The 21,869-nt window shown below is 61.1% G+C and carries 24 protein-coding genes and 1 pseudogene; 16 read left to right on the top strand and 9 right to left on the bottom strand.

Features of this window, described 5'->3' with window-relative positions; translation table 11 throughout:
• Window positions 1-23: 23 nt before the first annotated feature.
• The gene (locus HJC04_RS16055; RefSeq protein ID WP_210631355.1) at window positions 24-419 is read right to left on the bottom strand and encodes a hypothetical protein; all 396 of its coding nucleotides are present in this window, start codon (window positions 417-419) and stop codon (window positions 24-26) included.
• A 207-nt stretch (window positions 420-626) separates the two neighbouring features.
• On the opposite strand from HJC04_RS16055, the gene HJC04_RS16050 reads away from it, so the two are divergent.
• The 6 genes from HJC04_RS16050 to HJC04_RS16025 all read left to right on the top strand — a co-directional run bounded on the left by HJC04_RS16050 (window position 627) and on the right by HJC04_RS16025 (window position 4,745).
• On the top strand, window positions 627-815 hold the full coding sequence (locus HJC04_RS16050; RefSeq protein WP_221146612.1) for a hypothetical protein: 189 nt from the start codon (window positions 627-629) through the stop codon (window positions 813-815).
• Between the two features lie 93 nt (window positions 816-908).
• Entirely contained in the window at window positions 909-1,202 is a 294-nt protein-coding gene (locus HJC04_RS16045; protein ID WP_210631357.1) for a hypothetical protein, read from the top strand.
• Window positions 1,203-1,261: 59 nt separating this feature from the next.
• Complete coding sequence (locus HJC04_RS16040; RefSeq protein ID WP_210631358.1) at window positions 1,262-1,768, top strand: helix-turn-helix domain-containing protein; 507 nt, start codon at window positions 1,262-1,264, stop codon at window positions 1,766-1,768.
• Window positions 1,769-1,781: 13 nt separating this feature from the next.
• Window positions 1,782-3,047, top strand: a complete 1,266-nt coding sequence (gene fabF / locus HJC04_RS16035) for a beta-ketoacyl-ACP synthase II (RefSeq protein WP_221146611.1) — start codon at window positions 1,782-1,784, stop codon at window positions 3,045-3,047.
• 92 nt (window positions 3,048-3,139) lie between these two features.
• Entirely contained in the window at window positions 3,140-3,568 is a 429-nt protein-coding gene (locus tag HJC04_RS16030; RefSeq protein WP_210631360.1) for a DUF4864 domain-containing protein, read from the top strand.
• Between the two features lie 106 nt (window positions 3,569-3,674).
• Window positions 3,675-4,745, top strand: a complete 1,071-nt coding sequence (locus HJC04_RS16025; protein ID WP_210631361.1) for an acyltransferase — start codon at window positions 3,675-3,677, stop codon at window positions 4,743-4,745.
• Between the two features lie 2 nt (window positions 4,746-4,747).
• On the opposite strand, the gene tgt is transcribed toward HJC04_RS16025, so the two are convergent.
• The 5 genes from tgt to coaD all read right to left on the bottom strand — a co-directional run bounded on the left by tgt (window position 4,748) and on the right by coaD (window position 8,681).
• Window positions 4,748-5,878: a tRNA guanosine(34) transglycosylase Tgt gene (gene tgt, locus HJC04_RS16020; protein WP_221146610.1), complete on the bottom strand. Its 1,131-nt coding sequence runs from the start codon at window positions 5,876-5,878 to the stop codon at window positions 4,748-4,750.
• Window positions 5,879-6,961, bottom strand: coding sequence for a tRNA preQ1(34) S-adenosylmethionine ribosyltransferase-isomerase QueA (queA, locus tag HJC04_RS16015; protein ID WP_221146609.1), 1,083 nt, complete (start codon window positions 6,959-6,961; stop codon window positions 5,879-5,881).
• Window positions 6,962-7,033: 72 nt separating this feature from the next.
• Window positions 7,034-7,543, bottom strand: a complete 510-nt coding sequence (locus tag HJC04_RS16010) for a peptidylprolyl isomerase (RefSeq protein WP_010029525.1) — start codon at window positions 7,541-7,543, stop codon at window positions 7,034-7,036.
• A 28-nt stretch (window positions 7,544-7,571) separates the two neighbouring features.
• Window positions 7,572-8,144 carry a peptidylprolyl isomerase gene (locus HJC04_RS16005; RefSeq protein WP_210631364.1) on the bottom strand — a complete coding sequence of 191 codons (573 nt, stop codon included), beginning with the start codon at window positions 8,142-8,144 and terminating at the stop codon, window positions 7,572-7,574.
• A 42-nt stretch (window positions 8,145-8,186) separates the two neighbouring features.
• A complete protein-coding gene (gene coaD, locus HJC04_RS16000) occupies window positions 8,187-8,681 on the bottom strand; it encodes a pantetheine-phosphate adenylyltransferase (RefSeq protein WP_210631365.1) in 495 nt (164 codons plus the stop codon).
• Between the two features lie 90 nt (window positions 8,682-8,771).
• On the opposite strand from coaD, the gene HJC04_RS15995 reads away from it, so the two are divergent.
• The 3 genes from HJC04_RS15995 to HJC04_RS31765 all read left to right on the top strand — a co-directional run bounded on the left by HJC04_RS15995 (window position 8,772) and on the right by HJC04_RS31765 (window position 9,541).
• On the top strand, window positions 8,772-9,071 hold the full coding sequence (locus HJC04_RS15995; RefSeq protein ID WP_210631366.1) for a hypothetical protein: 300 nt from the start codon (window positions 8,772-8,774) through the stop codon (window positions 9,069-9,071).
• Window positions 9,072-9,214: 143 nt separating this feature from the next.
• Window positions 9,215-9,370 carry a hypothetical protein gene (locus HJC04_RS15990; protein WP_210631367.1) on the top strand — a complete coding sequence of 52 codons (156 nt, stop codon included), beginning with the start codon at window positions 9,215-9,217 and terminating at the stop codon, window positions 9,368-9,370.
• A 36-nt stretch (window positions 9,371-9,406) separates the two neighbouring features.
• Window positions 9,407-9,541: a hypothetical protein gene (locus HJC04_RS31765; RefSeq protein WP_010056528.1), complete on the top strand. Its 135-nt coding sequence runs from the start codon at window positions 9,407-9,409 to the stop codon at window positions 9,539-9,541.
• Between the two features lie 175 nt (window positions 9,542-9,716).
• On the opposite strand, the gene gyrA is transcribed toward HJC04_RS31765, so the two are convergent.
• A complete protein-coding gene (gyrA, locus tag HJC04_RS15985) occupies window positions 9,717-12,506 on the bottom strand; it encodes a DNA gyrase subunit A (RefSeq protein WP_221146608.1) in 2,790 nt (929 codons plus the stop codon).
• 236 nt (window positions 12,507-12,742) lie between these two features.
• Here gyrA and HJC04_RS15980 point away from each other — a divergent pair, with 236 nt between their 5' ends.
• Window positions 12,743-13,390 carry a MarC family protein gene (locus tag HJC04_RS15980; RefSeq protein WP_210631369.1) on the top strand — a complete coding sequence of 216 codons (648 nt, stop codon included), beginning with the start codon at window positions 12,743-12,745 and terminating at the stop codon, window positions 13,388-13,390.
• 103 nt (window positions 13,391-13,493) lie between these two features.
• Here the strand turns inward: HJC04_RS15980 and HJC04_RS15975 are convergent, their stop codons facing one another.
• Window positions 13,494-14,009 carry a single-stranded DNA-binding protein gene (locus HJC04_RS15975; protein ID WP_210631370.1) on the bottom strand — a complete coding sequence of 172 codons (516 nt, stop codon included), beginning with the start codon at window positions 14,007-14,009 and terminating at the stop codon, window positions 13,494-13,496.
• A 282-nt stretch (window positions 14,010-14,291) separates the two neighbouring features.
• Here HJC04_RS15975 and uvrA point away from each other — a divergent pair, with 282 nt between their 5' ends.
• The 3 genes and pseudogenes from uvrA (at window position 14,292) to HJC04_RS15965 (ending at window position 18,190) form a co-directional block, all read left to right on the top strand.
• Window positions 14,292-17,213, top strand: coding sequence for an excinuclease ABC subunit UvrA (gene uvrA / locus HJC04_RS15970; RefSeq protein WP_221146607.1), 2,922 nt, complete (start codon window positions 14,292-14,294; stop codon window positions 17,211-17,213).
• Between the two features lie 30 nt (window positions 17,214-17,243).
• Window positions 17,244-17,360 (top strand): annotated as a pseudogene (locus HJC04_RS31760) (GNAT family N-acetyltransferase); the annotation flags it as partial.
• A 23-nt stretch (window positions 17,361-17,383) separates the two neighbouring features.
• Window positions 17,384-18,190: a DUF72 domain-containing protein gene (locus HJC04_RS15965; protein WP_210631372.1), complete on the top strand. Its 807-nt coding sequence runs from the start codon at window positions 17,384-17,386 to the stop codon at window positions 18,188-18,190.
• 21 nt (window positions 18,191-18,211) lie between these two features.
• On the opposite strand, the gene HJC04_RS15960 is transcribed toward HJC04_RS15965, so the two are convergent.
• Window positions 18,212-19,684 carry an NAD(P)H-hydrate dehydratase gene (locus HJC04_RS15960; RefSeq protein ID WP_221146606.1) on the bottom strand — a complete coding sequence of 491 codons (1,473 nt, stop codon included), beginning with the start codon at window positions 19,682-19,684 and terminating at the stop codon, window positions 18,212-18,214.
• On the opposite strand from HJC04_RS15960, the gene HJC04_RS15955 reads away from it, so the two are divergent.
• The 3 genes from HJC04_RS15955 (at window position 19,677) to glnA (ending at window position 21,855) form a co-directional block, all read left to right on the top strand.
• Window positions 19,677-20,054, top strand: a complete 378-nt coding sequence (locus HJC04_RS15955; RefSeq protein WP_221146629.1) for a hypothetical protein — start codon at window positions 19,677-19,679, stop codon at window positions 20,052-20,054. The two genes, HJC04_RS15960 and HJC04_RS15955, sit on opposite strands and share 8 nt — an antisense overlap.
• Window positions 20,029-20,367, top strand: a complete 339-nt coding sequence (locus HJC04_RS15950; protein ID WP_003539626.1) for a P-II family nitrogen regulator — start codon at window positions 20,029-20,031, stop codon at window positions 20,365-20,367. The genes HJC04_RS15955 and HJC04_RS15950 overlap by 26 nt, the downstream gene beginning before the upstream one ends.
• Window positions 20,368-20,445: 78 nt before the next feature.
• Window positions 20,446-21,855, top strand: a complete 1,410-nt coding sequence (gene glnA / locus HJC04_RS15945; protein WP_210631374.1) for a type I glutamate--ammonia ligase — start codon at window positions 20,446-20,448, stop codon at window positions 21,853-21,855.
• Window positions 21,856-21,869: the final 14 nt, after the last annotated feature.

Here is a 21,869-nt window from a genome sequence, read left to right as displayed (position 1 = left end):
TAACCTGCGGGATCGGATGGAGATCAATGCCGCGGCGCGTTGGCGGGAATGGACGATACCGTCGCCGAAACGGGGTCGCTTGCCGGAAAGGTGTCCTCGAGACCTTCGTTAAGCTCCTCTTCCAGCGTTTCGCTATCGTGGGTGGAACGCGCGCTCGGCTGGCCGACGAGGCCCTTGCTGCCTTCGTCAAAATTGCCGTTGCTCAGGGCGTCGTACCGGTTGATGCTGCCGTCCGCGTTGCGGCCCGGAAAGGCGGTCAGCTGAACCATCATCACCTTGGCGTGGTCGAGCGCCGTCGAACTGTCGAGCTCGCCATGGGAATTGTTGATTTTGACGGCAATCGACTCTCCTCCCTCGCCCAGGAATTCCACAATGAAGAAGTTGCCGGACTGTGTCACGCGCGTATCGATCAACTGCATGGGAGCCTCCTGTGTTCATGCCAAACCAACGGCGATCAGCAGCAGGAGTTCCACAACGACGCCATTTCCATGCTGTGCATGCTGCGCCGAGGGTCAGATCCGCTGAAACTCGGCTGGCTTTTATGGTTAATTTATTAATAATTCGGAGTTTATATTGGAACCAGGCGGCCTTTCCGCATGTTGTTGCTGCGCCGTGGAGGAACCTCGATGATCCTGAAAATCCTTGCTCCCAAGATCGACGCCGATTGCCATGATACCGGCACCTATTCCGACGGGATCTTCGCCGAAAACCGCATCGACCTTTCGTCGCGCGGTGACGGCCGCCGTCGTTCCCCACATGAACGCGATTACGGCGCCGACAGAAAACTGGAAAAACTGCCGCTCGGCTTCGTCTAAGCAGCCTGCGGAAGGCCATAACCTCCTCTTGCCGGCCGGATGATCCCGGCCACATTCTCCTGTGACGCCACTCGCGCAGGTCAGGAGAACCCTTTGCCCTGGATCGCCTACATCGCCCATTTCATCGCCGCGGCCTTTCTGGTCAACGGCATCCCGCATTTCGTCAACGGCGCCAGCGGCCGGCGCTTCCGCACCCCGTTCGCCAATCCAAGTTCGCCGACGGTGAATGTCATATGGGGCTGGGCGAACTTCCTCATCGCCTTCCTGCTCTTTGCCAATATCGGGCCGCTCTATATCGGCACTCCGGGCGATACGATCTTCGCCGCGGCTGGCATGCTCGTCACCGGCATCCTGCTCGCCCGCTTCTTCGGAGGTGACGGCATCTAGAGCTTTCCTACGCATATGTTACTTGCATGATGATAGTCACTCCTGTACTGACATCTGCCATGCAGCGGACAAGTTTCAGCCAATTCAAATGCCCGGCGGCGCGCGCGCTGGACAGCGTCGGCGACTGGTGGAGCATCCTGATCCTGCGCGACGCCTTCCAGGGGCTGTCGCGCTTCGACGACTTCCAAAAAAGCCTCGGCGTGGCCCCGAACATCCTGACGCGACGGCTGAAACACCTGACGGATGAAGGGCTGTTCGAACGACGGCTCTACCAGCAGCGCCCTGCCCGCTACGAATATCTGCTGACAGAAAAGGGGCGCGATTTCTTTCCGGTGCTGATGGCGCTGTTTTCCTGGGGAAGTCGGCACATTCCGGAAGAGGATCTCGCCTTTCTACTCAGCGACGCCGCCTCCGGCAAAGCGCGCGAGACGGTCCTTGTGGACGCACGAACCGGCGAAGAAGTAACGCCCCAAAACACCAGCCTGCTCGCTGGACCAGCCGCCGACGACGAGGTGCGTGCGCGGATCGCCCGCATGCGCGCCTGGTATCTCGGCATCGACGCATAGAGAGGAAAATACCATGGATCGCATCGTTGTCACCGGCATGGGACTTGTCTCGCCCCTCGGCACCGGCGTCGAGCCTGCCTGGAAACGTCTCGTCGACGGCGCCTCCGGTCTGAGGGTGCTGCCGGCCGATGTCGTCGGCGAGCTTTCGGCCAAGGTTGGCGGTGTCGTCCCCGGCCTCATCGAGGATGTCGAGGCTGGTTTCGACCCCGACCGCTCCATCACGCCGAAGGACCAGAAAAAAATGGATCGCTTCATCCAGTTCGCCATGGCGGCGACGGAGGAGGCGGTGAAGCAGGCAGGCTGGATGCCGACCGATGAAGGCAGCCGTGAACGCACCGCAACGATCATCGCTTCGGGCGTCGGCGGCTTTCCTGCGATCGCCGAAGCAGTGCGGATCGGCGAGACGCGAGGCGTGCGGCGGCTATCGCCCTTCACCGTGCCCTCCTTCCTCGTCAACCTCGCCGCCGGCCAGGTCAGCATCCGCTATGGGTTCAAGGGTCCGCTCGGCGCGCCGGTGACAGCCTGTGCCGCCAGCGTCCAGGCTATTGGTGATGCGGCGCGGTTGATCCGCTCCGGCGAAGCCGATGTGGCGATCTGCGGCGGTGCCGAGGCCTGCATCGACAAGGTAAGCCTCGGCGGCTTTGCCGCCGCGCGTGCGCTTTCCACCGGCTTCAACGAGACGCCGGAACTGGCCTCGCGGCCCTTCGACACAGCGCGCGACGGTTTCGTCATGGGCGAAGGCGCCGGCATCCTGGTGATCGAAACGCTGAACCATGCGCTGGCCCGCGGGGCCACACCGCTTGCAGAACTCGTCGGCTACGGCACGGCGGCGGATGCCTACCACATGACCGCAGGCCCAGAAGATGGCAATGGCGCGCGCCGGGCGATGGAGGCAGCACTCAGGCAGGCGAAGATTCCGGCCTCGGAGGTCCGGCACCTCAATGCGCACGCGACGTCGACACCGGTCGGAGACAAAGGCGAAATCGCTGCGATCGGCACGGTCTTCGGCCGCAACGGCGCCATTGCCGTCAGCGCGACGAAGTCGGCGACCGGCCATCTGCTCGGCGCGGCCGGCGGGTTGGAAGCAATCTTCACCATTCTTGCGCTGCGCGATCAACTCGCGCCGCCGACCCGCAACCTCAATGAAGTCGATCCGGCCGCCGACGGCATCGATATCGTCGGCAAGACGGCGCGGCCGCTGGCGATGGGCTATGCCATCACCAACGGCTTCGGTTTCGGCGGCGTCAATGCCAGCGCCCTGTTCCGGCGCTGGTCGTAACACGGCTGCGCAGTTTTGCTGGAATTGCGCCGGAAATCGCCTACACTTCCGCACTGTCGGGGATCTTTCTCCGACAGAGCCGGAGATCATCCATGCGCGCCTTCTTCGCAGTTCTCATCCTGTGTGCCGCGTCCCTCGTCTCCACCGTCTCAACCCGCGCCGAAGACCCGATCGACACGACACGGACGATGATCGAGGAGCAGATCAAAGCCTTCCTCAACGAGGATGCCGAGACCGCCTATTCCTTCGCCGCTCCTGCCATTAAGGCGATGTATCCCGACAAGAACCTGTTCTTCGCCATGGTGAAGAAGAGCTACGAGCCGGTCTATCATCCCGGCAATTACGCCTTTGGCCGCAGCCGCTCGATCGATAACGGCGCTCTGATCTACCACGAGGTGCTGATATCGGGCCGCGACGGCAGGGATTGGACGGCCATCTATCAGATGACCCGACAGCCGGACGGCAGCTACCGGATCAACGGCGTGCAGATGATGCCGGATGCCGACAGCAAAGGCATTTGAAGCGCTGTTCTTGGCTGGATGAAACACTGCCCGGCACTTGGATTCGTTGCACTAACCATTTTGAAATCGTGCTGGAGTAAAAATCCGTCAGCGGGGGATTGGCGGGTTGAATACAGGCAAGCAGTTTTTCACGGCACTTGAAGCGTTGCGAGGAATCGCGGCCATCGTGGTCATGTTCCTACACACTGGCGGCACGCTTGGTCCGATACCTGTCAACATCAGCTACCTTGCCGTTGACCTTTTCTTTCTTTTGAGCGGCGTCGTGCTTGCGAATTCATACGAATGGCAACTGGCAACGGGACAGATTTCGCCTGCAGGATTTCTGCTGCAGCGTATCATTCGGCTTTATCCTGTATATCTGCTTTCTCTGCCTGTTGGCCTTGTCAGCTATGGAATTCAATTCGGCTTCGATTGCCTCACCCTGGCCGGACTTCTTCTGAAGGCGGTTCTGTTCATTCCAAACGCAGGCACGGGCGGCGCCTTTCCTCTGAACGGGCCCAGTTGGTCGCTCTTCTTCGAATTCTGGGCCGGAGTGCTGTTTTCCGTTCTTCTGGTGCGACTATCGTCCAGAATCTTGCTCGCCATCGCCCTCGCAACAGCGGCTATCACCTTGTACGGTGCCCTTGGGGGCAATTTCGACATTGGCCATCAGGCGGGGTATTTCGGATTTGGCTTCTCGAGAATTTTGTTCTCGTTCTCGCTCGGGATCTGCCTTCGCAGGTTGCACGAACTTCGGAGGCCGAATGCGGTCAATAGAGGCAATACCATCGGCATTTTCCTCTGTGGTTTGCTGATTGTGATCACGAATATACCCGCGAGCACATTCTACGGTTTTCCCTATTTTGATCTTTTCGTATGCTTCGTGATTTTCCCGGCCATTGTCTGGGTCGCAATGCGCACGAGGCAGACCGGCCTAATCGGGCTGGCATTCCGTTGGCTGGGGATCGTTTCCTATCCGATTTATATACTGCACGCCCCCATCTTCGAGTTGCTGCATTTACTGCGGCAAAAGGGCTTTGACCTCCCGGCCTCTCCGGCAGCTGGGATGGTCGTCGTGATAGCGATTATCATCATGGCGGGCATCGTCGCCATTCACTTCGACGAGCCAGTGCGCAAAAAGCTCAAGACAATGACTGCGCCAAGACCAGCATCTGAGCTTCCCGCGGGGGCGAGCTAGCCTCAAACCGGGTCGAGATCGCCCCTTGCCCATTCCTCCATGGTCTCCGCCATGAAGTCGGCGAAGCGGCCTTCGGCGATCGCCTTGCGGATGCCCTGCATCAGTTCCTGGTAATAGGCGAGATTGTGCCAGGAGAGCAGCATGCCGCCGAGCGCCTCATTGGCGCGGACGAGATGGTGCAGATAGGCGCGGGAATAATCGCGCGAGGCCGGGCAGTTCGACTGTTCGTCGAGCGGACGCATGTCCTCGGCATGACGGGCGTTGCGGATATTGACCTTGCCGCGGCGGGTGAAGGCCAGGCCATGGCGGCCGGAGCGGGTCGGCATGACGCAGTCGAACATGTCGATGCCACGGGCGACAGATTTGAGGATATCGTCAGGCGTGCCGACGCCCATGAGGTAACGGGGCTTCTCACCCGGAAGCACGGGCAACGTCGTTTCCAGCATCCGCAGCATGACATCCTGCGGCTCGCCGACGGCAAGACCGCCGACAGCGTATCCCTTGAGGTCGAGCTTGGTCAGCTCCTCGGCCGAACGGACGCGCAGCGCCGGGATGTCGCCGCCCTGGACGATGCCGAACATGGCCTTGCCGGGCTGCTCGCCGAAGGCCACCTTGCAGCGCTCGGCCCAGCGCAGCGACATTTCCATGGCGCGCTCGATCTCCTTCGGCTCGGCCGGCAGCGCCACGCATTCGTCGAGCTGCATCTGGATGTCGGAGCCGAGCAGGCCCTGGATTTCGATCGAGCGCTCCGGCGACATGTGGTGCAGGCTGCCGTCGACATGCGACTTGAAGGTGACACCCTGCTCGTCGAGCTTGCGCAGGCCGGACAGCGACATGACCTGGAAGCCGCCCGAATCCGTCAGGATAGGATGTTCCCAGCGGATCAGCTTGTGCAGGCCGCCGAGGCGGGCGACGCGCTCCGCTGTCGGGCGCAGCATCAGGTGATAGGTATTGCCGAGAATGATGTCAGCGCCGGTCTCGCGCACCTGGTCGAGATACATGGCCTTGACGGTTCCGACCGTCCCGACCGGCATGAAGGCCGGTGTGCGGATTTCGCCGCGCGGCATGGAAATCTCACCGAGACGGGCGCCGGCATCGGTCTTCTCGAGCGTGAATTGGAAGTTCTCTGTCATCTAGTCTTTCCGGAAAAGAAGGCTCGCGTCGCCGTAGGAGTAGAAGCGGTAGCCCATGGAAATAGCGTGTTCATAGGCCGCATGCATGGTTTCGAAGCCGGCGAAGGCCGAGACCAGCATGAACAGGGTCGAGCGCGGCAGGTGGAAATTGGTCATCAGCATGTCGACCGCCTTGAAACGGTAGCCGGGCGTGATGAAGATCCCGGTGGCGCCGGCCCAGGGCTTGATCTCTCCACTTTCCTCGGCGGCGCTCTCGATCAGCCGCAGCGAGGTGGTGCCGACACAGACGATACGCCCGCCTCTTTGCTTTACCGCGTTCAGCCGGGCAGCAGTTTCTGCGCTGACGTAACCGCTTTCGAGATGCATCTTGTGATCGGCGGTATCGTCAGCCTTCACAGGCAGGAAAGTTCCGGCGCCGACATGCAGAGTGACGAAATGGCGTTCGATACCGGCCTTGTCGAGGGTCTCAAACAGGCCAGGCGTGAAGTGCAGGCCGGCGGTGGGGGCTGCAACGGCGCCCTCCTCGCGGGCATAGATCGTCTGGTAGTCGATGCGGTCGCGCCCGTCCTCGGGGCGTTTGGCGGCGATATAGGGCGGCAGCGGAATATGGCCGACGGCGCCAATCGCCTCGTCGAGCGCCGGACCGGAAAGATCGAAGGCGAGGGTCACTTCGCCGGCTTCGCCCTTTTCCTCCACCGTCGCATCGAGCGAGCCGATCATGCAGCTTTCGCCACTGTGGCCAAAGGCGATGCGATCGCCCTCCCTGATGCGCTTGCCCGGCTTGGCGAAGGCCTTCCAGCGGCTGGGACCGACGCGCATGTGCAGCGTCGCTGAGACCTGCTGCCCGCCAGCGCCGTCGCGATGACGGATGCCCTCGAGCTGGGCGGGAATGACCTTCGTGTCGTTGAAGACAAGCGCGTCCCCGGCGCGCAGAAATGACGGCAGATCGGAAACACGATGATCCGATAGTGCGCTTGCCGCATTTGCATTCACGACGAGCAGCCGTGCGCTGTCACGCGGCTCGGCGGGCCGCAGGGCGATGCGCTCCTCGGGCAGATCGAAATCGAAAAGGTCAACGCGCATAAGTGTACTTTCAGGCAAAGCGAAACCCGCCCCGCGCTCTCGCGCAAGGGCGGGTTTCAGCAAACATCACAATCAGACGTCGGCGGCAACCCGCATCGAGACGATCGAGTCCGGATCGGAGACCGGTTCGCCGCGCTTGATCTTGTCGACATTGTCCATGCCTTCGATCACTTGGCCCCAGACGGAATACTGCTTGTTCAGCCACGGCGCGTCGGTGAAGCAGATGAAGAACTGCGAGTTGGCCGAGTTCGGGTTCTGCGAACGGGCCATCGAGCAGGTGCCGCGAACATGCGAGGTCGCGGAGAATTCAGCCTTCAGGTCCGGCTTGGAGGAGCCGCCCATGCCGGCCCGGCCGGGATTGAAGGTTTCAGAACCCTTCTTGCCATATTCGACGTCGCCAGTCTGGGCCATGAAATCCTGAATGACGCGGTGGAAAACGACGCCGTCATAGGCCTTCTCGCGGGCGAGTTCCTTGATGCGGGCAACGTGCTCCGGAGCGACCTGCGGCAGCAGCTGAATGACAACCTTGCCCTTGGTGGTTTCCAGAATGATGGTGTTTTCGGGATCCTTGATCTCGGCCATTGTCTTCTCCTCTTGTTTCTCTTGTAACTTACTTCTTGCCCAGGGTGACCTTGATCATCCGGTCGGGATTTTTGACTTCGCCGTTCTGGCCTTCGCCACGCTTGATCTTGTCGACATTTTCCATGCCGGAAACGACCTTGCCGACGACGGTATACTGGCCGTTCAGGAAAGAACCGTCGGCAAACATGATGAAGAACTGCGAATTGGCGGAATTCGGATCCTGCGAACGAGCCATGCCGACAGTGCCGCGCACGAACGGGGTCTTAGAGAATTCAGCCGGGATGTCGGGCATGTCGGAGGAGCCGGTGCCGGCAAGGCTGGCATCGAAGCCCTTTTCCATGTTGCCGTATTTGACGTCGCCGGTCTGGGCCATGAAGCCGTCGATGACGCGGTGGAAGGCGACGTTGTCATATTCGCCCTTCTTGGCGAGCGCCTCGATCTGGTCGACATGCTTCGGCGCCACATCCGGCATCAGCTGGATCACCACCGGGCCGTTCTTCAGCTGAATGGTGAGATAATGATCGGCCGACTGGGCCAAGGCATCCCCCGCGAAGGAGGCAAGATATAGCACGCCGGCAAATGCGAGATAAAAGAGTTTCATGTGAGCTCCGTTGCGGCGTTATCCGCCTAGGCTTTGCGCTTGCTAGTTTGGGCGCTTGGATGTGAGGGCTTGCAAGACCGCGGCCGGGACGAAAGCGCTGACATCGCCGCCCATGGCGGCGATCTGGCGGACCAATGTGGCGGTAATGGGCCGCGACGCCGTGCCGGCCGGCAAAAAGATGGTCTGGATATCTGGCGCCATCGTTCTGTTCATGCCGGCCATCTGCATTTCGTAGTCGAGATCCGTGCCATCGCGAAGGCCGCGGATCAGAAGTGTGGCGCCATGGGCGCGGGCGGCATGGACGACCAGATTGTCGAAGGCGACGACGGTGATGTCGCCGGTCTTGCCGGGCAAGGCTTCGGCCAGCGACAGGCGGATCAGCTCGGCTCGCTCTTCGAAAGAAAAGAGCGGCGCCTTGCCGGGATGGATGCCGATCGCGACGATGACTTTTTCGGCGACGTTCAGCGCCTGGACCAGAACATCCACATGTCCGTTGGTGATCGGGTCGAAGGACCCAGGATAAAAAGCTGTCGTCATCTGGCCCGGCCATTGGTTTGACGCCTTTTGTCACGGATGCGGACTTGTCGCAAGTGATTTACCCGGCCGCGCCGCTCGGCTGAACAACGGATGAACATGCCATTCAAGGCCGTTTCAGGCGGGATCTGTTTAACTCGGATCATCAACAAAGCCGATGCCATTCCGGCAGCCGGCGCTCCCAAAAGATCGAAATCCATGCTGATCGTGCTCGTTGCGCTTGCCATTGTTTTCTCCCTCGCCGCCGAGATGGCGTATGGCTACTTCGCCGATCGCTACGAGGTGAACTGGGTGCGGCCGGAGCTTGCCGAACATGCGGCGATTGTACGCGCCCAAGGCCGCCTGCGCGGAAATGAGGGTCGGCTGCGAGAAAAAATCGGATTTCGAATCTGAACGCCAGATGAACGAGACATTCAAGGATGCTTCAGATCGCCATTGGTAAACACCCGCTCAACATCCGGCGGAACCATTTTTAAACGGATGCGTTCACTCAACCGACACAGAAATGCGTCAAAGCGCGGCAGGAAGGACTAATAATGCCCGGCAAGATTACGATGATTAACGTGCTCTGGATGGTCATGGTCACGGGCATGCTCACCGCAACTGTCGCTCTTTATGACCAGAAGGTCGATGCCTCCAAAGTTTATGGCCCTTATGCTTCGGCTCGCACGGCCGTACTGGGCCAGTACTGAGGAGCGAGTACGCAACTCCCCAGGAAAGGAATGCCTATGTTCACGATCTTGACAGTGCTCACCGCCCTCATCAGCGTCATGTTCATCGTGTCTGTGGCCTCGACGATATCTGCGCTGCGGCGTGAAGGCGAAGAGGTGAAGGCGCTGAACGAAAAGCATAGCGCGTTCTGACATTCCTCTCTTTCCCTCCCATGAGCGGCACCGTTCCGCTCCTGGGGCTTTCAAAGCCGGATGCACCCAGCGTCCGGCTTTTTTTCTTGGCCAGTGAGTGAGCCAACTGAATGCTTCAGCCTGAAAGCCGGGCTCTAACAGAAAAGGGCGGCTCGAAGCCGCCCCGTTCATTCGATTATTCTTCGGCAGCACCGCCCGGATCACCATCGGCGACCGGCGTCTCATCGGCGCCTTCGACGGCCCCTTCCGTCTCATCCTCCTCCGGCTCACTGATGCGCTCGACCGAGACGACCTTCTCGTCCTTGGCCGTCGAGAAGATGGTGACGCCCTTGGTGGCGCGGCTGGCGATGCGGATGCCGCCGACCGGCACACGGATGAGCTGACCGCCATCAGAGACGAGCATGATCTGATCGCCGTCATCGACCGGGAAGGCTGCAACCAGTTCGCCGATCTCGCCGGTTTTCGACGTATCGGTAGCGCGGATGCCCTTACCGCCGCGGCCGGAGATACGGAAATCGTAAGAGGACGAACGCTTGCCGAAGCCCTTTTCGGAGACGGTGAGCACGAACTGTTCGCGTGCCTTCAGCTCCTCGTAGCGTTCGTCGGAGAGCTGTCCCTCCTCGGTGACCTCCTCTCCGACGAGAGCGATATCCTCTTCATCAACGCCTATCGCCCGGCGTTCGGCGGCAGAGCGCTTGAGGTAGGCGGCCCGTTCCCATGGCTCGGCATCGACATGGCCGACGATCGTCATCGAGATGATGCGGTCGCCCTCGCCGAGATTGATGCCGCGCACCCCGATCGAGTTGCGGCCGGCAAAGACGCGGACATCGTCGACCGAGAAGCGAATGCACTGGCCGAGCGCCGTGGTCAAAAGAACGTCGTCCCGCTCGGTGCAAGTCTCGACGGAGAGGATTTCATCGCCCTCCTCTTCCAGCTTCATGGCGATCTTGCCGTTGCGGTTGACCTGAACGAAGTCCGACAGCTTGTTGCGGCGAACCGTACCGCGCGTCGTCGAGAACATGACGTCGAGATTATCCCAGCTCGCCTCGTCCTCGGGCAAGGGCAGGATGGTGGTGATGCGCTCGCCGGGTTCGAGCGGCAGCATGTTGATCAGCGCCTTGCCGCGCGAGGTCGGCGTGCCGATCGGCAGTCGCCAGACCTTCTCCTTATAGACGATGCCGCGTGAGGAGAAGAACAGGACTGGCGTATGGGTGTTGACCACGAATAGCCGGCTAACGAAATCTTCGTCGCGGGTGGTCATGCCGGAGCGGCCCTTGCCGCCGCGGCGCTGGGCACGGTAGGTGGTCAGCGGCACGCGCTTGATGTAACCAAGATGCGAGACGGTGACGACCATATCCTCGCGGGCGATCAGATCCTCGTCGTCCATTTCGAGGCCGCCATCGACGATCTCGGTGCGGCGTGGCGTGCCGAACTCGTCGCGGACGGCTGACAGTTCGTCCTTGACGATGGTCTGGATGCGCACACGCGAGGAAAGAATATCGAGGTAATCCCGGATTTCCTCGCCTATCTTATTGAGTTCATCACCGATTTCGTCACGGCCGAGTGCAGTCAGGCGGGCAAGGCGCAGCTCGAGAATGGCGCGCGCCTGCTCCTCGGAGAGGTTGTAGGTGAGGTCGTCGTTGATGCGGTGGCGCGGATCGTCGATCAGACGGATCAGGCTTTCGACATCTTCGGCCGGCCAGCGGCGCGTCATCAGCTCTTCGCGGGCCGACTGCGGATCGGGCGCCTGGCGAATGACGCGGATGACTTCGTCGATATTGGCGACGGCGATCGCGAGGCCAACCAAGACGTGCGCGCGCTCGCGCGCCTTGCGCAGCAGGAACTTCGTTCTCCGGCTAACGACTTCCTCGCGGAAAGAGACGAAGGCGCGCAGCATGTCGAGCAGGGTCAGCTGCTCCGGCTTGCCGCCGTTCAGCGCCACCATGTTGCAGCCGAAGGAGGTCTGCAGCGGCGTGTAGCGATAAAGCTGATTGAGGATGACCTCGGCATTGGCGTCGCGCTTCAATTCGATGACGACGCGATAGCCTTGGCGGTCGGATTCGTCGCGCAGGTCGGAGATGCCCTCGATGCGCTTTTCACGCACCAACTCGGCCATCTTCTCGATCATCGTCGCCTTGTTCACCTGGTAGGGAATTTCGGTGATGATGATCTGCTCGCGGTCGCCGCGCATCGGCTCGATGGTGGCGACGCCACGCATGATGACGGAGCCACGGCCGGTCTCGTAGGCCGAGCGGATACCGGCACGGCCGAGGATCTTGGCGCCCGTGGGGAAGTCAGGGCCGGGAATGATCTGCATCAGTTCCGGCAGCTCGATCGCCGGATCGTTGATCAGCGCGATGCAGCCGTCGATCACTTCGGAGAGGTTGTGCGGCGGAATATTGGTGGCCATGCCGACGGCGATGCCGCCGGCGCCGTTGACGAGCAGGTTCGGGAACTTGGCGGGAACCACGACCGGCTCAGAGAGCGTGCCGTCATAGTTGTCGCGGAAATCGACGGTTTCCTTGTCGAGATCGTCGAGCAGCGAATGAGCAGCCTTTTCCAGGCGGCACTCGGTGTATCGTTCGGCCGCCGGCGGATCGCCGTCGACGGAGCCGAAATTGCCCTGACCGTCGATCAGCGGCAGCCTGAGCGACCAGGGCTGCGCCATGCGGGCGAGCGCATCATAGATCGCAGCGTTGCCGTGCGGATGGTATTTACCCATCACGTCGCCGGTAACGCGGGCGCATTTGACGTATTTCTTGTTCCAGTCGATGCCGAGCTCGGACATGCCGTAGAGGATGCGCCGGTGCACGGGCTTCAGGCCGTCGCGCACGTCGGGCAACGCGCGGCTGACGATGACGCTCATGGCGTAATCGAGATACGACCGCTGCATTTCCTCCATGATGGAGATGGGCTCGATGCCTGGCGGGAGCTTCCCGCCGCCGGGGGGTGTTTGCTCAGTCAAAACAGATCACGATCTCTTCTAGAATCACTTGAAGATTTATAGCGGAAAGCCTGTTCCCGCGCCAATTTCTGAGCGCGTTTTGAACAGGCTTTTGCGGCCGAAAAAGGGTAAAGCACCGGAGTTGTGCGGCCGGACCGGACAAATCCGCCGAGGCCGCCGCGGCACATTTGCCAAATCCAAATCCCAGCTTCACAATCGCAGTAAATCACACACCCATATGGGCTTTGGGAGAGACGATGGCAAGCGCCGACCAATTGATCAACGCCTTCACGACGCTTCTCGTTACCATCGATCCCCCAGGGCTGGCGCCGCTGTTCTTGGGGTTGACAACCGGCATGAGCAGAGCCCAGCGCACGCAGGTGGCGCTGCGCGGTTCGACGATCGCCTTCATCATCCTCGCGGTCTTTGCGCTGTTCGGCGCCGGCGTGCTCGGCGTGCTCGGCATCTCGATCGGCGCCTTCCGCATCGCCGGCGGGCTGCTGCTCTTCTGGATTGCCTTCGAAATGGTCTTCGAGAAGCGGCAGGACCGCAAGGAGAAGGCGACCGAGGTGGCGATCACCAAGGATCATATCGAAAATGTCGCCGTCTTTCCCCTCGCCTTGCCGCTGATCGCCGGCCCTGGGGCGATCTCGGCGACGATCCTGCTTGCCGGGACGCTCGCGACCTCGATCGGAAAGTTGCAGCTGATCGGCGTCCTTGCCGCCAATCTGCTGCTGACCTTCGTCATGCTGCTCGTCGCCGAACGGCTCGACCGTTTCCTTGGCGTCACCGGCCGGGCAATCCTGACACGGCTGCTCGGCGTCATCCTCGCCGCGCTTGCGGCGCAATTCGTCGTCGACGGGGCAAAATCGGCGCTCAATCTGATCAGCGCGACGCCGCACTGACAAGGCGCCGACTGAAGCAATTGCAGTCGGAAAGCAGAGAGAGCATGGTGCCGCTCAGGACACCATGCTCTCAGCTGCTTATAAAGTCAGGAACCGCGATCGATCAGAACGGGATGTCGTCGTCGAGATCGCGCGAGAAGTTGCCTCCGCCACCGCCGCGGTTCGACGATGAGGACGACGCCGGGGCTCCGTAATCGTCGCCGTAATCATTGTTGCTGCTGCCGCCGCGGCCGCCGCCGAAGCCGGAGCTCGCACCGCCGCCCTCGCCGCGTCCATCCAGCATGGTCAGCGTCGAATTGAAGCCCTGCAGCACCACTTCCGTCGAATAACGGTCCTGGCCCTGCTGGTCCTGCCATTTGCGGGTCTGCAGCTGGCCTTCGATATAGAGCTTGGCGCCCTTCTTCACATATTGCTCGACGACCTTGCAGAGGCCTTCGTTGAAAACGACGACAGTGTGCCATTCGGTCTTTTCGCGGCGTTCGCCGGAATTGCGGTCGCGCCAGGTCTCCGAGGTCGCGATACGGAGATTGGCGATCGGCCGGCCATCCTGAGTGCGGCGGATTTCGGGATCTGCACCCACGTTTCCAACCAGAATTACCTTGTTCACGCTACCAGCCATGCTTCTCACCCTGCCTGCCGCCCTGCCCGGCGGCGTTAATCGATCAGCGCACCTTAAACCATCGCGGACCGCCAATGCGCGTAAACGGTCGTTCATCCACATGTTTATCCATCAGAAAGCCGCATGCATTCATCAGGAATTTTGTTCTTTATTTGTTCTAGTTTATCCGTATGATCCTGTCAACAGAATCGAAAACCTTGAAGCTTCCCGGATATTCAGCCTCGACTCGCCCGCCGGCATCACTAAATAAGGGCTGTTATCCAGAAAACCAAAGCAGAGACGATGAGCGAACTGAAGACGATCTCCATCCGCGGCGCGCGCGAGCATAATCTGAAGAGCATCGATCTCGATCTGCCGCGCAACAAGCTGATCGTCATGACCGGTCTGTCGGGCTCGGGCAAATCCTCGCTCGCCTTCGACACTATTTACGCCGAGGGCCAGCGGCGCTATGTCGAAAGCCTGTCGGCCTATGCCCGGCAGTTCCTCGAAATGATGCAGAAGCCCGATGTCGACCAGATCGACGGGCTGTCGCCTGCCATCTCGATCGAGCAGAAGACCACGTCGCGTAACCCGCGCTCGACGGTCGGCACCGTCACCGAGATCTATGACTATATGCGCCTGCTCTTTGCCCGCGTCGGCGTTCCCTATTCGCCGGCGACCGGCCTGCCGATCGAGAGCCAGACCGTCAGCCAGATGGTCGACCGCATCCTCGCTTTTGGCGAAGGCACCCGTCTTTATATTCTCGCGCCGCTCGTGCGCGGCCGCAAGGGCGAATACAAGAAGGAACTGGCGGAGCTGATGAAGAAGGGCTTCCAGCGCGTCAAGATCGACGGCCAGTTCTACGAAATCGCCGAGGCGCCTGTTCTCGACAAGAAATACAAGCACGACATCGACGTGGTCGTCGACCGCATCGTCATGCGCCCCGATGTGTCGGCGCGCCTGGCCGACAGCCTGGAGACCTGCCTGAAGCTCGCCGACGGGCTGGCAGTCGCCGAATTCGCCGACAAGCCGCTGCCGCCGGAGGAAACGTCGGCCGGCGGCTCGGCCAACAAGTCGCTGAACGAAACGCATGAGCGCGTGTTGTTTTCGGAGAAGTTCGCCTGCCCGGTCTCGGGCTTTACCATTCCGGAAATCGAGCCCCGCCTCTTCTCGTTCAACAACCCCTTCGGCGCCTGCCCGACCTGCGATGGTCTCGGCGCGCAGCAGAAGATCGACCCGGACCTGATCGTGCCCGAACCGGAGCGCACCTTGCGCGACGGGGCGATCGCCCCCTGGGCCAAGTCGACCTCGCCCTATTACAACCAGACGCTGGAGGCGCTCGGCAAACATTACGGCTTCAAGCTCGGCACCCGCTGGAACGATCTTTCCGACGAGGCCAAGGATGTGATCCTCAACGGCACCGACGACAAGATCGAATTCCATTACGCCGACGGCGCCCGTTCCTATACGACGCACAAGAACTTCGAGGGCATCATCACCAATCTCGAGCGCCGCTGGAAGGAGACGGATTCCGCCTGGGCGCGCGAGGATATCGAGCGCTTCATGTCGGCCGCCCCCTGCCCGGCCTGCAACGGCTATCGCCTGAAGCCGGAAGCGCTGGCGGTGAAGATCAACAGGCTGCATATCGGCGAAGTGACCGAGATGTCGATCCGCGTCGCCCGCGACTGGTTCGAAACGCTACCGGCGACCTTCAACGCCAAGCAGAACGAGATTGCCGTGCGGATCCTCAAGGAGATCCGCGACCGGCTGCGATTCCTCAACGATGTCGGCCTGGAATATCTCAGCCTGTCGCGCAATTCAGGCACGCTGTCGGGCGGCGAGAGCCAGCGCATCCGCCTCGCCTCGCAGATCGGCTCGGGCTTGACGGGCGTACTTTACGTGCTCGACGAGCCGTCGATTGGCCTGCATCAGCGCGACAATGCCCGATTGCTCGACACGCTGAAGCACCTGCGCGATATCGGCAATACCGTGATCGTCGTCGAGCATGACGAGGATGCCATCCTGACGGCCGATGACGTCGTCGACATCGGTCCCGCGGCTGGTATCCATGGGGGGCAGGTCATCGCCCATGGCACGCCGCGGGATATCATGGACAATCCGAAGTCGCTGACCGGCAAATATCTCTCGGGCGAACTCGGCGTTCCGGTTCCGGACGAGCGCCGCAAGCCGAAGAAGGGTCGCGAGATCAAGGTCGTCGGCGCGCGCGGCAACAATCTGAAGAACGTCACCGCCTCGATCCCGCTCGGCGTCTTTACGGCGGTGACCGGCGTTTCCGGCGGCGGCAAGTCCACCTTCCTGATCGAGACGCTGTATAAATCAGCGGCGCGCCGCATCATGGGCGCGCGCGAAATTCCGGCCGACCACGACCGCATCGACGGTTTCGAGCATATCGACAAGGTGATCGACATCGACCAGTCGCCGATCGGCCGCACACCGCGCTCGAATCCGGCGACCTATACCGGCGCCTTCACGCCGATCCGCGACTGGTTCGCCGGCCTGCCGGAAGCCAAGGCGCGCGGCTACCAGCCGGGCCGCTTCTCCTTCAACGTCAAGGGCGGCCGCTGCGAAGCTTGCCAGGGCGACGGCGTCATCAAGATCGAGATGCACTTCCTGCCCGATGTCTATGTCACCTGCGACGTCTGCCACGGCAAGCGCTATAACAGAGAGACGCTCGACGTCACCTTCAAGCAGAAGTCGATCGCCGACGTGCTCGACATGACGGTAGAGGAAGGCGTCGATTTCTTTGCGGCGGTACCTGCCGTGCGCGACAAGCTGCAATCGCTGAAGGATGTCGGCCTCGGTTACATCAAGGTCGGCCAACAGGCCAATACGCTCTCTGGCGGCGAAGCGCAGCGCGTCAAGCTCGCCAAGGAGCTGTCGAAACGCTCGACCGGACGCACGCTCTATATTCTCGACGAGCCAACGACCGGCCTGCATTTCCATGACGTCGCCAAGCTCCTGGAAATGCTGCACGAGCTCGTCAACCAGGGCAACTCCGTCGTGGTGATCGAGCACAATCTCGAAGTCATCAAGACAGCAGACTGGGTGCTCGATTTCGGCCCCGAGGGCGGCGATGGCGGCGGCGAGATCGTCGCGACCGGCACACCGGAAGCGATCGTGAGGGAAAAGCGCTCCTATACCGGCCAGTTCCTGAAGGAATTGCTGGAGCGGCGGCCGGCGAAGAAGGCGGTCGCGGCGGAATGACGATGAGGTTGGCGTCGCCCGACGATCTCCAAACGGACTATCGCGCTTTATAGTGTCTTCGGGTTCCGGAAAACGGGTCGCCGACCGAACCCTTATCGGCCAGGATGGACGCTGATCGACATGACGAAAGAGATTCATGCGGCCTGACCGCTGCGAACTGGGAGGACGACATGACGAAATCCGGCACTATCCGCACCGGCATCGGCGGCTGGACCTTCGAGCCCTGGCGCGGACATTTCTTTCCCGCCGACCTGAAACAGAAGGACGAGCTGCATTATGCCAGCCGTCAGTTGAAGGTCATCGAGGTCAACGGCACCTATTACAGCACACAGAAACCGGCGGTCTTTGCCAAATGGGCGGCTGACGTGCCAGAGGGTTTCATCTTTTCGCTGAAGGCCACTCGCTTCGTCACCAATCGGCGGGTGCTCGCGGAAGCCGGTGAATCGATGGAGCGGTTCCTCACATCCGGAATCAGCGAGCTCGGCGATCACCTCGGGCCGCTGCTCTGGCAATTCGCGCCGACGAAGAAATTCGATCCGGACGATTTCGAGGCTTTCCTGAAGCTGCTGCCGGCGAAACAGGATGGGCTAGCGCTCCGTCACGTGGTCGAAGTGCGGCATGATTCCTTCAAGGTGACGGAGTTCGTTGCTCTTCTTGCCAAATACGGCGTGGCGCCGGTTTGTGCCGAACATTTCGAATATCCGATGATCGCCGATGTGACGGCCGATTTCGTCTATGCCAGGCTGCAGAAGGGATCGGACGATATCCCGACCTGCTACCCCGATAAGGATCTGAAGGCCTGGGCAAAGCGGCTCGAGACCTGGGCCGAGGGCAAGGTCCCGGACGATCTGCCGCTGATCGACGGGAAGCGCCAGGTGAAGGCGGAGCCGCGCGACGTCTTTGCCTTCATGATCCACGAGGGCAAGGTCAATGCGCCGCACGGGGCGATCGCCCTGCAGCAGTTGCTGGCGAAATAGGCGGTTGGGACTTAGCCCGAGCTAAAGCGGCAAGACCTCGACCGCGAGCTCTTCCGCCGTCAGCCCCTTGCCGGCGCGCTGGCCAGCCTCTCCGTGCAGCCACACGCCGGCTGCCGCAGCCTCGAAAGTCGGCAGGCCCTGGGCAAGCAGTCCGCCGATGATGCCGGCAAGCACATCGCCGGAACCTGCGGTGGCAAGCCAGACAGGCGCATTGGTGTTGATGAGCGCGCGCCCATCCGGCGAGGCGATGACGGTATCGGCGCCCTTATAGACGATCGCGGCATTGGCGCGGCGGGCAGCCGCCACCGCCTTGTCCACCTTCCCCAGTGTTTCGTCGCCGCAGATATCCGGAAAAAGCCGCGAAAATTCGCCCTCGTGCGGCGTCAGCACCAGACGCGGCTCGCCGCGGAACAGGTCGAAAAGCTGTTGCGGATCGTCCTTGAAGGAAGAGATGCCGTCGGCATCGAGCACCAGCCGGCGATCGGCAAGCGCGGTGACGAAGCCGCGGGCTTTCGCGCCGACACCGAAGCCGGGGCCGAGGACGAAGGTCTGCAGCCGCTTGTCGGACAGCCACTCTGCCAGACCTGCCTCGTCGTCGACTGCATGCAGCATGACGGCTGTGAGATGCGCGGCATTGGCGGCTATCGCTGCACCGGGTGCGGCGATCGTTACCAGGCCGGCGCCGGCCTTCAGGCCGGAGACCGCCGACATGCGCGCAGCCCCGGTCTTGTCGGCCTCGCCCGAAAAAACGACCATATGACCGCGCTTGTATTTGTGGGTTTCCAGCTGCTCGGCCGGCAGCACGCCCTTCCAGGCGTCAGGTGTGTTCTCGGCGATAGCGCCGCCCGCCTCAGCCCGGATGATCCGGGCGGGAATGCCGATGTCGAAGACCTCCAACTCGCCGCAAAGCTCCCTGCCCGGCATCAGAAGATGGCCGGGCTTGCGGGTCATGAAGGTGATGGTGTTGCGAGCCTGGAAGGCAGCACCCAGCACCTTGCCGGTGCGGCCATCCACGCCGGAGGGCAGATCGATGGCGAGCACCGCGATACCGGCCTCGGCGACGCGCTTGATCAAGTCAACCACATCGGCCGGCACCGCGCGCCCGAGCCCTGCTCCGAACAAACCGTCGATGACGACATCGCCGGCTTCCGGCCGGTATAGGCCGAGCTCCTGCCCCTTCAACGCGCTGCCGGCCCGAGCGCGGGCAGCGTCAGCCTTCAGCTTTGCGGGATCGCCGAGATGGAAAAGCGCCACGGTCGCTCCGCTCTCTCGCAGATGCCTTGCCGCAACATAGGCATCACCCCCATTGTTGCCGGGACCGCAGAGCACTACGAAACGCAACGCCCCGGGATGAAGCCTGAGCGCGGCGGCCGCGGCGGCAGCCCCTGCTCTTTCCATCAGGCCGAAGGAATCGATTCCCGAAGCAGCCGCGGCCACATCGATGGCGCTCATTTCGGCAGGCGTTACCAGAAGGTGGGGGAGATGGTTGCTCATCCGCCTATTCAATTCAAAAAGCGCACAAAAAACAACCGTCTGCATTGGCGCGAAGGAGATCGAAATTTATGCATTTGCCTATCATTTAATCGACTCGCAACCTGCTTTCGCAACTGAAGGAAAAGCCGGGTTTTTCGATATTGCGACGAATTTTCTTCGATGGCTGATGTTTTTCCACCTTTCCGTTCACCAAATCGACATCAAATTCCCCGCAGACGCGCCGGTTTCGGCAAAATCGACGTCTTTTTTCGATAAGACGGATTTCAAACTGGCACGATATCTGCATCATATCCGCGAGCGGGAACATCCCTGCCATAACAGGAGAAGCGGAGAGACATTTTCTCATGAAAAAGATCGAAGCGATCATTAAGCCCTTCAAGCTGGACGAAGTGAAGGAAGCCCTTCAGGAAGTCGGCCTGCAGGGTATCACAGTCACGGAAGCCAAGGGCTTCGGTCGTCAGAAGGGCCACACGGAACTCTACCGCGGCGCCGAATACGTCGTCGACTTCCTGCCGAAGGTGAAAGTCGAGGTGGTGCTAGCCGATGAGAACGCCGAGGCGGTCATCGACGCGATCCGCAAGGCGGCTCAAACCGGTCGCATCGGCGACGGCAAAATCTTCGTATCCAATGTCGAAGAGGTTATCCGCATCCGTACCGGCGAGACCGGCATCGATGCCATCTGACCACTTTGCCAAGCGCGCAAAGTCCGATAGCGTCATCGCGCCCACCTATTGTTATCACAAATTGGAGGAAGGTATTTAATGGCGACCGCAAGCGAAATTCTGAAGCAGATCCAGGAAAACGACGTCAAGTTCGTCGATCTGCGCTTCACCGACCCGAAGGGCAAGCTGCAGCATGTCACAATGGACGTTGCCAGCGTCGACGAGGACATGTTCGCTGACGGCGTGATGTTCGACGGCTCTTCGATCGGTGGCTGGAAGGCCATCAACGAGTCCGACATGGTGCTGATGCCCGACACCGAAACGGTGCATATGGACCCGTTCTTCGCTCAGTCGACCATGGTCATCGTCTGCGACATTCTCGATCCTGTCTCCGGCGAAGCCTATAACCGCGATCCGCGCGGCACTGCCAAGAAGGCCGAAGCCTATCTCAAGGCATCAGGCATCGGCGACACGATCTTTGTCGGCCCGGAAGCCGAGTTCTTCGTCTTCGACGACGTCAAGTACAAGGCCGATCCCTATAATACCGGCTTCAAGCTCGATTCGACCGAACTGCCGTCGAACGACGACACCGATTACGAAACCGGCAACCTCGGTCACCGCCCGCGCGTCAAGGGCGGCTATTTCCCGGTTCCGCCTGTTGACAGCGCCCAGGACATGCGTTCGGAAATGCTGACGGTGCTCTCCGAGATGGGCGTTGTCGTCGAAAAGCACCACCATGAAGTCGCCGCCGCCCAGCACGAACTCGGCATCAAGTTCGATACGCTGGTGCGCAACGCAGACAAGATGCAGATCTACAAATATGTCGTGCATCAGGTGGCCAACGCTTACGGCAAGACCGCGACCTTCATGCCGAAGCCGATCTTCGGCGACAACGGCTCGGGCATGCACGTGCACCAGTCGATCTGGAAGGGCGGCAAGCCGACTTTCGCCGGCGACGAATATGCCGGCCTCTCCGAGACCTGCCTGTTCTACATCGGCGGCATCATCAAGCACGCCAAGGCGATCAATGCCTTCACCAATCCGTCGACGAACTCCTACAAGCGTCTCGTCCCGGGTTATGAAGCGCCTGTCCTGCTCGCCTATTCTGCGCGCAACCGTTCGGCCTCCTGCCGCATTCCGTTCGGCTCCAACCCGAAGGCCAAGCGCGTCGAAGTCCGCTTCCCGGATCCGACCGCCAACCCCTATCTCGCCTTCGCCGCCATGCTGATGGCCGGCCTCGACGGCATCAAGAACAAGATCCATCCCGGCAAGGCCATGGACAAGGATCTCTACGACCTGCCGCCGAAGGAACTGAAGAAAATCCCGACCGTCTGCGGCAGCCTGCGCGAAGCGCTCGAAAGCCTCGACAAGGACCGCAAGTTCCTGACAGCAGGCGGCGTCTTCGACGATGACCAGATCGATGCCTTCATCGAGCTGAAAATGGCAGAAGTAATGCGTTTCGAAATGACGCCGCATCCGGTCGAATACGACATGTATTATTCGGCCTGATCGGCCGTAACACG

Origin of the sequence: Rhizobium sp. NLR8a (genome assembly GCF_019685235.1) — a bacterium.
Taxonomy (GTDB): Bacteria; Pseudomonadota; Alphaproteobacteria; order Rhizobiales; family Rhizobiaceae; genus Rhizobium.
This window is presented reverse-complemented; position numbering and strand designations above follow the sequence as displayed.

What these genes read in the sequence shown, in the direction of transcription:
- HJC04_RS16055 (WP_210631355.1), bottom strand. Translation starts at nt 419, where the DNA reads ATGCAGTTGATCGATACGCGCGTGACACAGTCCGGCAACTTCTTCATT.
- HJC04_RS16050 (WP_221146612.1), top strand. Translation starts at nt 627, where the DNA reads ATGATCCTGAAAATCCTTGCTCCCAAGATCGACGCCGATTGCCATGAT.
- HJC04_RS16040 (WP_210631358.1), top strand. Translation starts at nt 1,262, where the DNA reads ATGCAGCGGACAAGTTTCAGCCAATTCAAATGCCCGGCGGCGCGCGCG.
- fabF (WP_221146611.1), top strand. Translation starts at nt 1,782, where the DNA reads ATGGATCGCATCGTTGTCACCGGCATGGGACTTGTCTCGCCCCTCGGC.
- HJC04_RS16030 (WP_210631360.1), top strand. Translation starts at nt 3,140, where the DNA reads ATGCGCGCCTTCTTCGCAGTTCTCATCCTGTGTGCCGCGTCCCTCGTC.
- tgt (WP_221146610.1), bottom strand. Translation starts at nt 5,878, where the DNA reads ATGACAGAGAACTTCCAATTCACGCTCGAGAAGACCGATGCCGGCGCC.
- queA (WP_221146609.1), bottom strand. Translation starts at nt 6,961, where the DNA reads ATGCGCGTTGACCTTTTCGATTTCGATCTGCCCGAGGAGCGCATCGCC.
- HJC04_RS16010 (WP_010029525.1), bottom strand. Translation starts at nt 7,543, where the DNA reads ATGGCCGAGATCAAGGATCCCGAAAACACCATCATTCTGGAAACCACC.
- HJC04_RS16005 (WP_210631364.1), bottom strand. Translation starts at nt 8,144, where the DNA reads ATGAAACTCTTTTATCTCGCATTTGCCGGCGTGCTATATCTTGCCTCC.
- coaD (WP_210631365.1), bottom strand. Translation starts at nt 8,681, where the DNA reads ATGACGACAGCTTTTTATCCTGGGTCCTTCGACCCGATCACCAACGGA.
- HJC04_RS15995 (WP_210631366.1), top strand. Translation starts at nt 8,772, where the DNA reads ATGAACATGCCATTCAAGGCCGTTTCAGGCGGGATCTGTTTAACTCGG.
- HJC04_RS15990 (WP_210631367.1), top strand. Translation starts at nt 9,215, where the DNA reads ATGCCCGGCAAGATTACGATGATTAACGTGCTCTGGATGGTCATGGTC.
- HJC04_RS31765 (WP_010056528.1), top strand. Translation starts at nt 9,407, where the DNA reads ATGTTCACGATCTTGACAGTGCTCACCGCCCTCATCAGCGTCATGTTC.
- HJC04_RS15980 (WP_210631369.1), top strand. Translation starts at nt 12,743, where the DNA reads ATGGCAAGCGCCGACCAATTGATCAACGCCTTCACGACGCTTCTCGTT.
- HJC04_RS15975 (WP_210631370.1), bottom strand. Translation starts at nt 14,009, where the DNA reads ATGGCTGGTAGCGTGAACAAGGTAATTCTGGTTGGAAACGTGGGTGCA.
- uvrA (WP_221146607.1), top strand. Translation starts at nt 14,292, where the DNA reads ATGAGCGAACTGAAGACGATCTCCATCCGCGGCGCGCGCGAGCATAAT.
- HJC04_RS15965 (WP_210631372.1), top strand. Translation starts at nt 17,384, where the DNA reads ATGACGAAATCCGGCACTATCCGCACCGGCATCGGCGGCTGGACCTTC.
- HJC04_RS15960 (WP_221146606.1), bottom strand. Translation starts at nt 19,684, where the DNA reads ATGAGCAACCATCTCCCCCACCTTCTGGTAACGCCTGCCGAAATGAGC.
- HJC04_RS15950 (WP_003539626.1), top strand. Translation starts at nt 20,029, where the DNA reads ATGAAAAAGATCGAAGCGATCATTAAGCCCTTCAAGCTGGACGAAGTG.
- glnA (WP_210631374.1), top strand. Translation starts at nt 20,446, where the DNA reads ATGGCGACCGCAAGCGAAATTCTGAAGCAGATCCAGGAAAACGACGTC.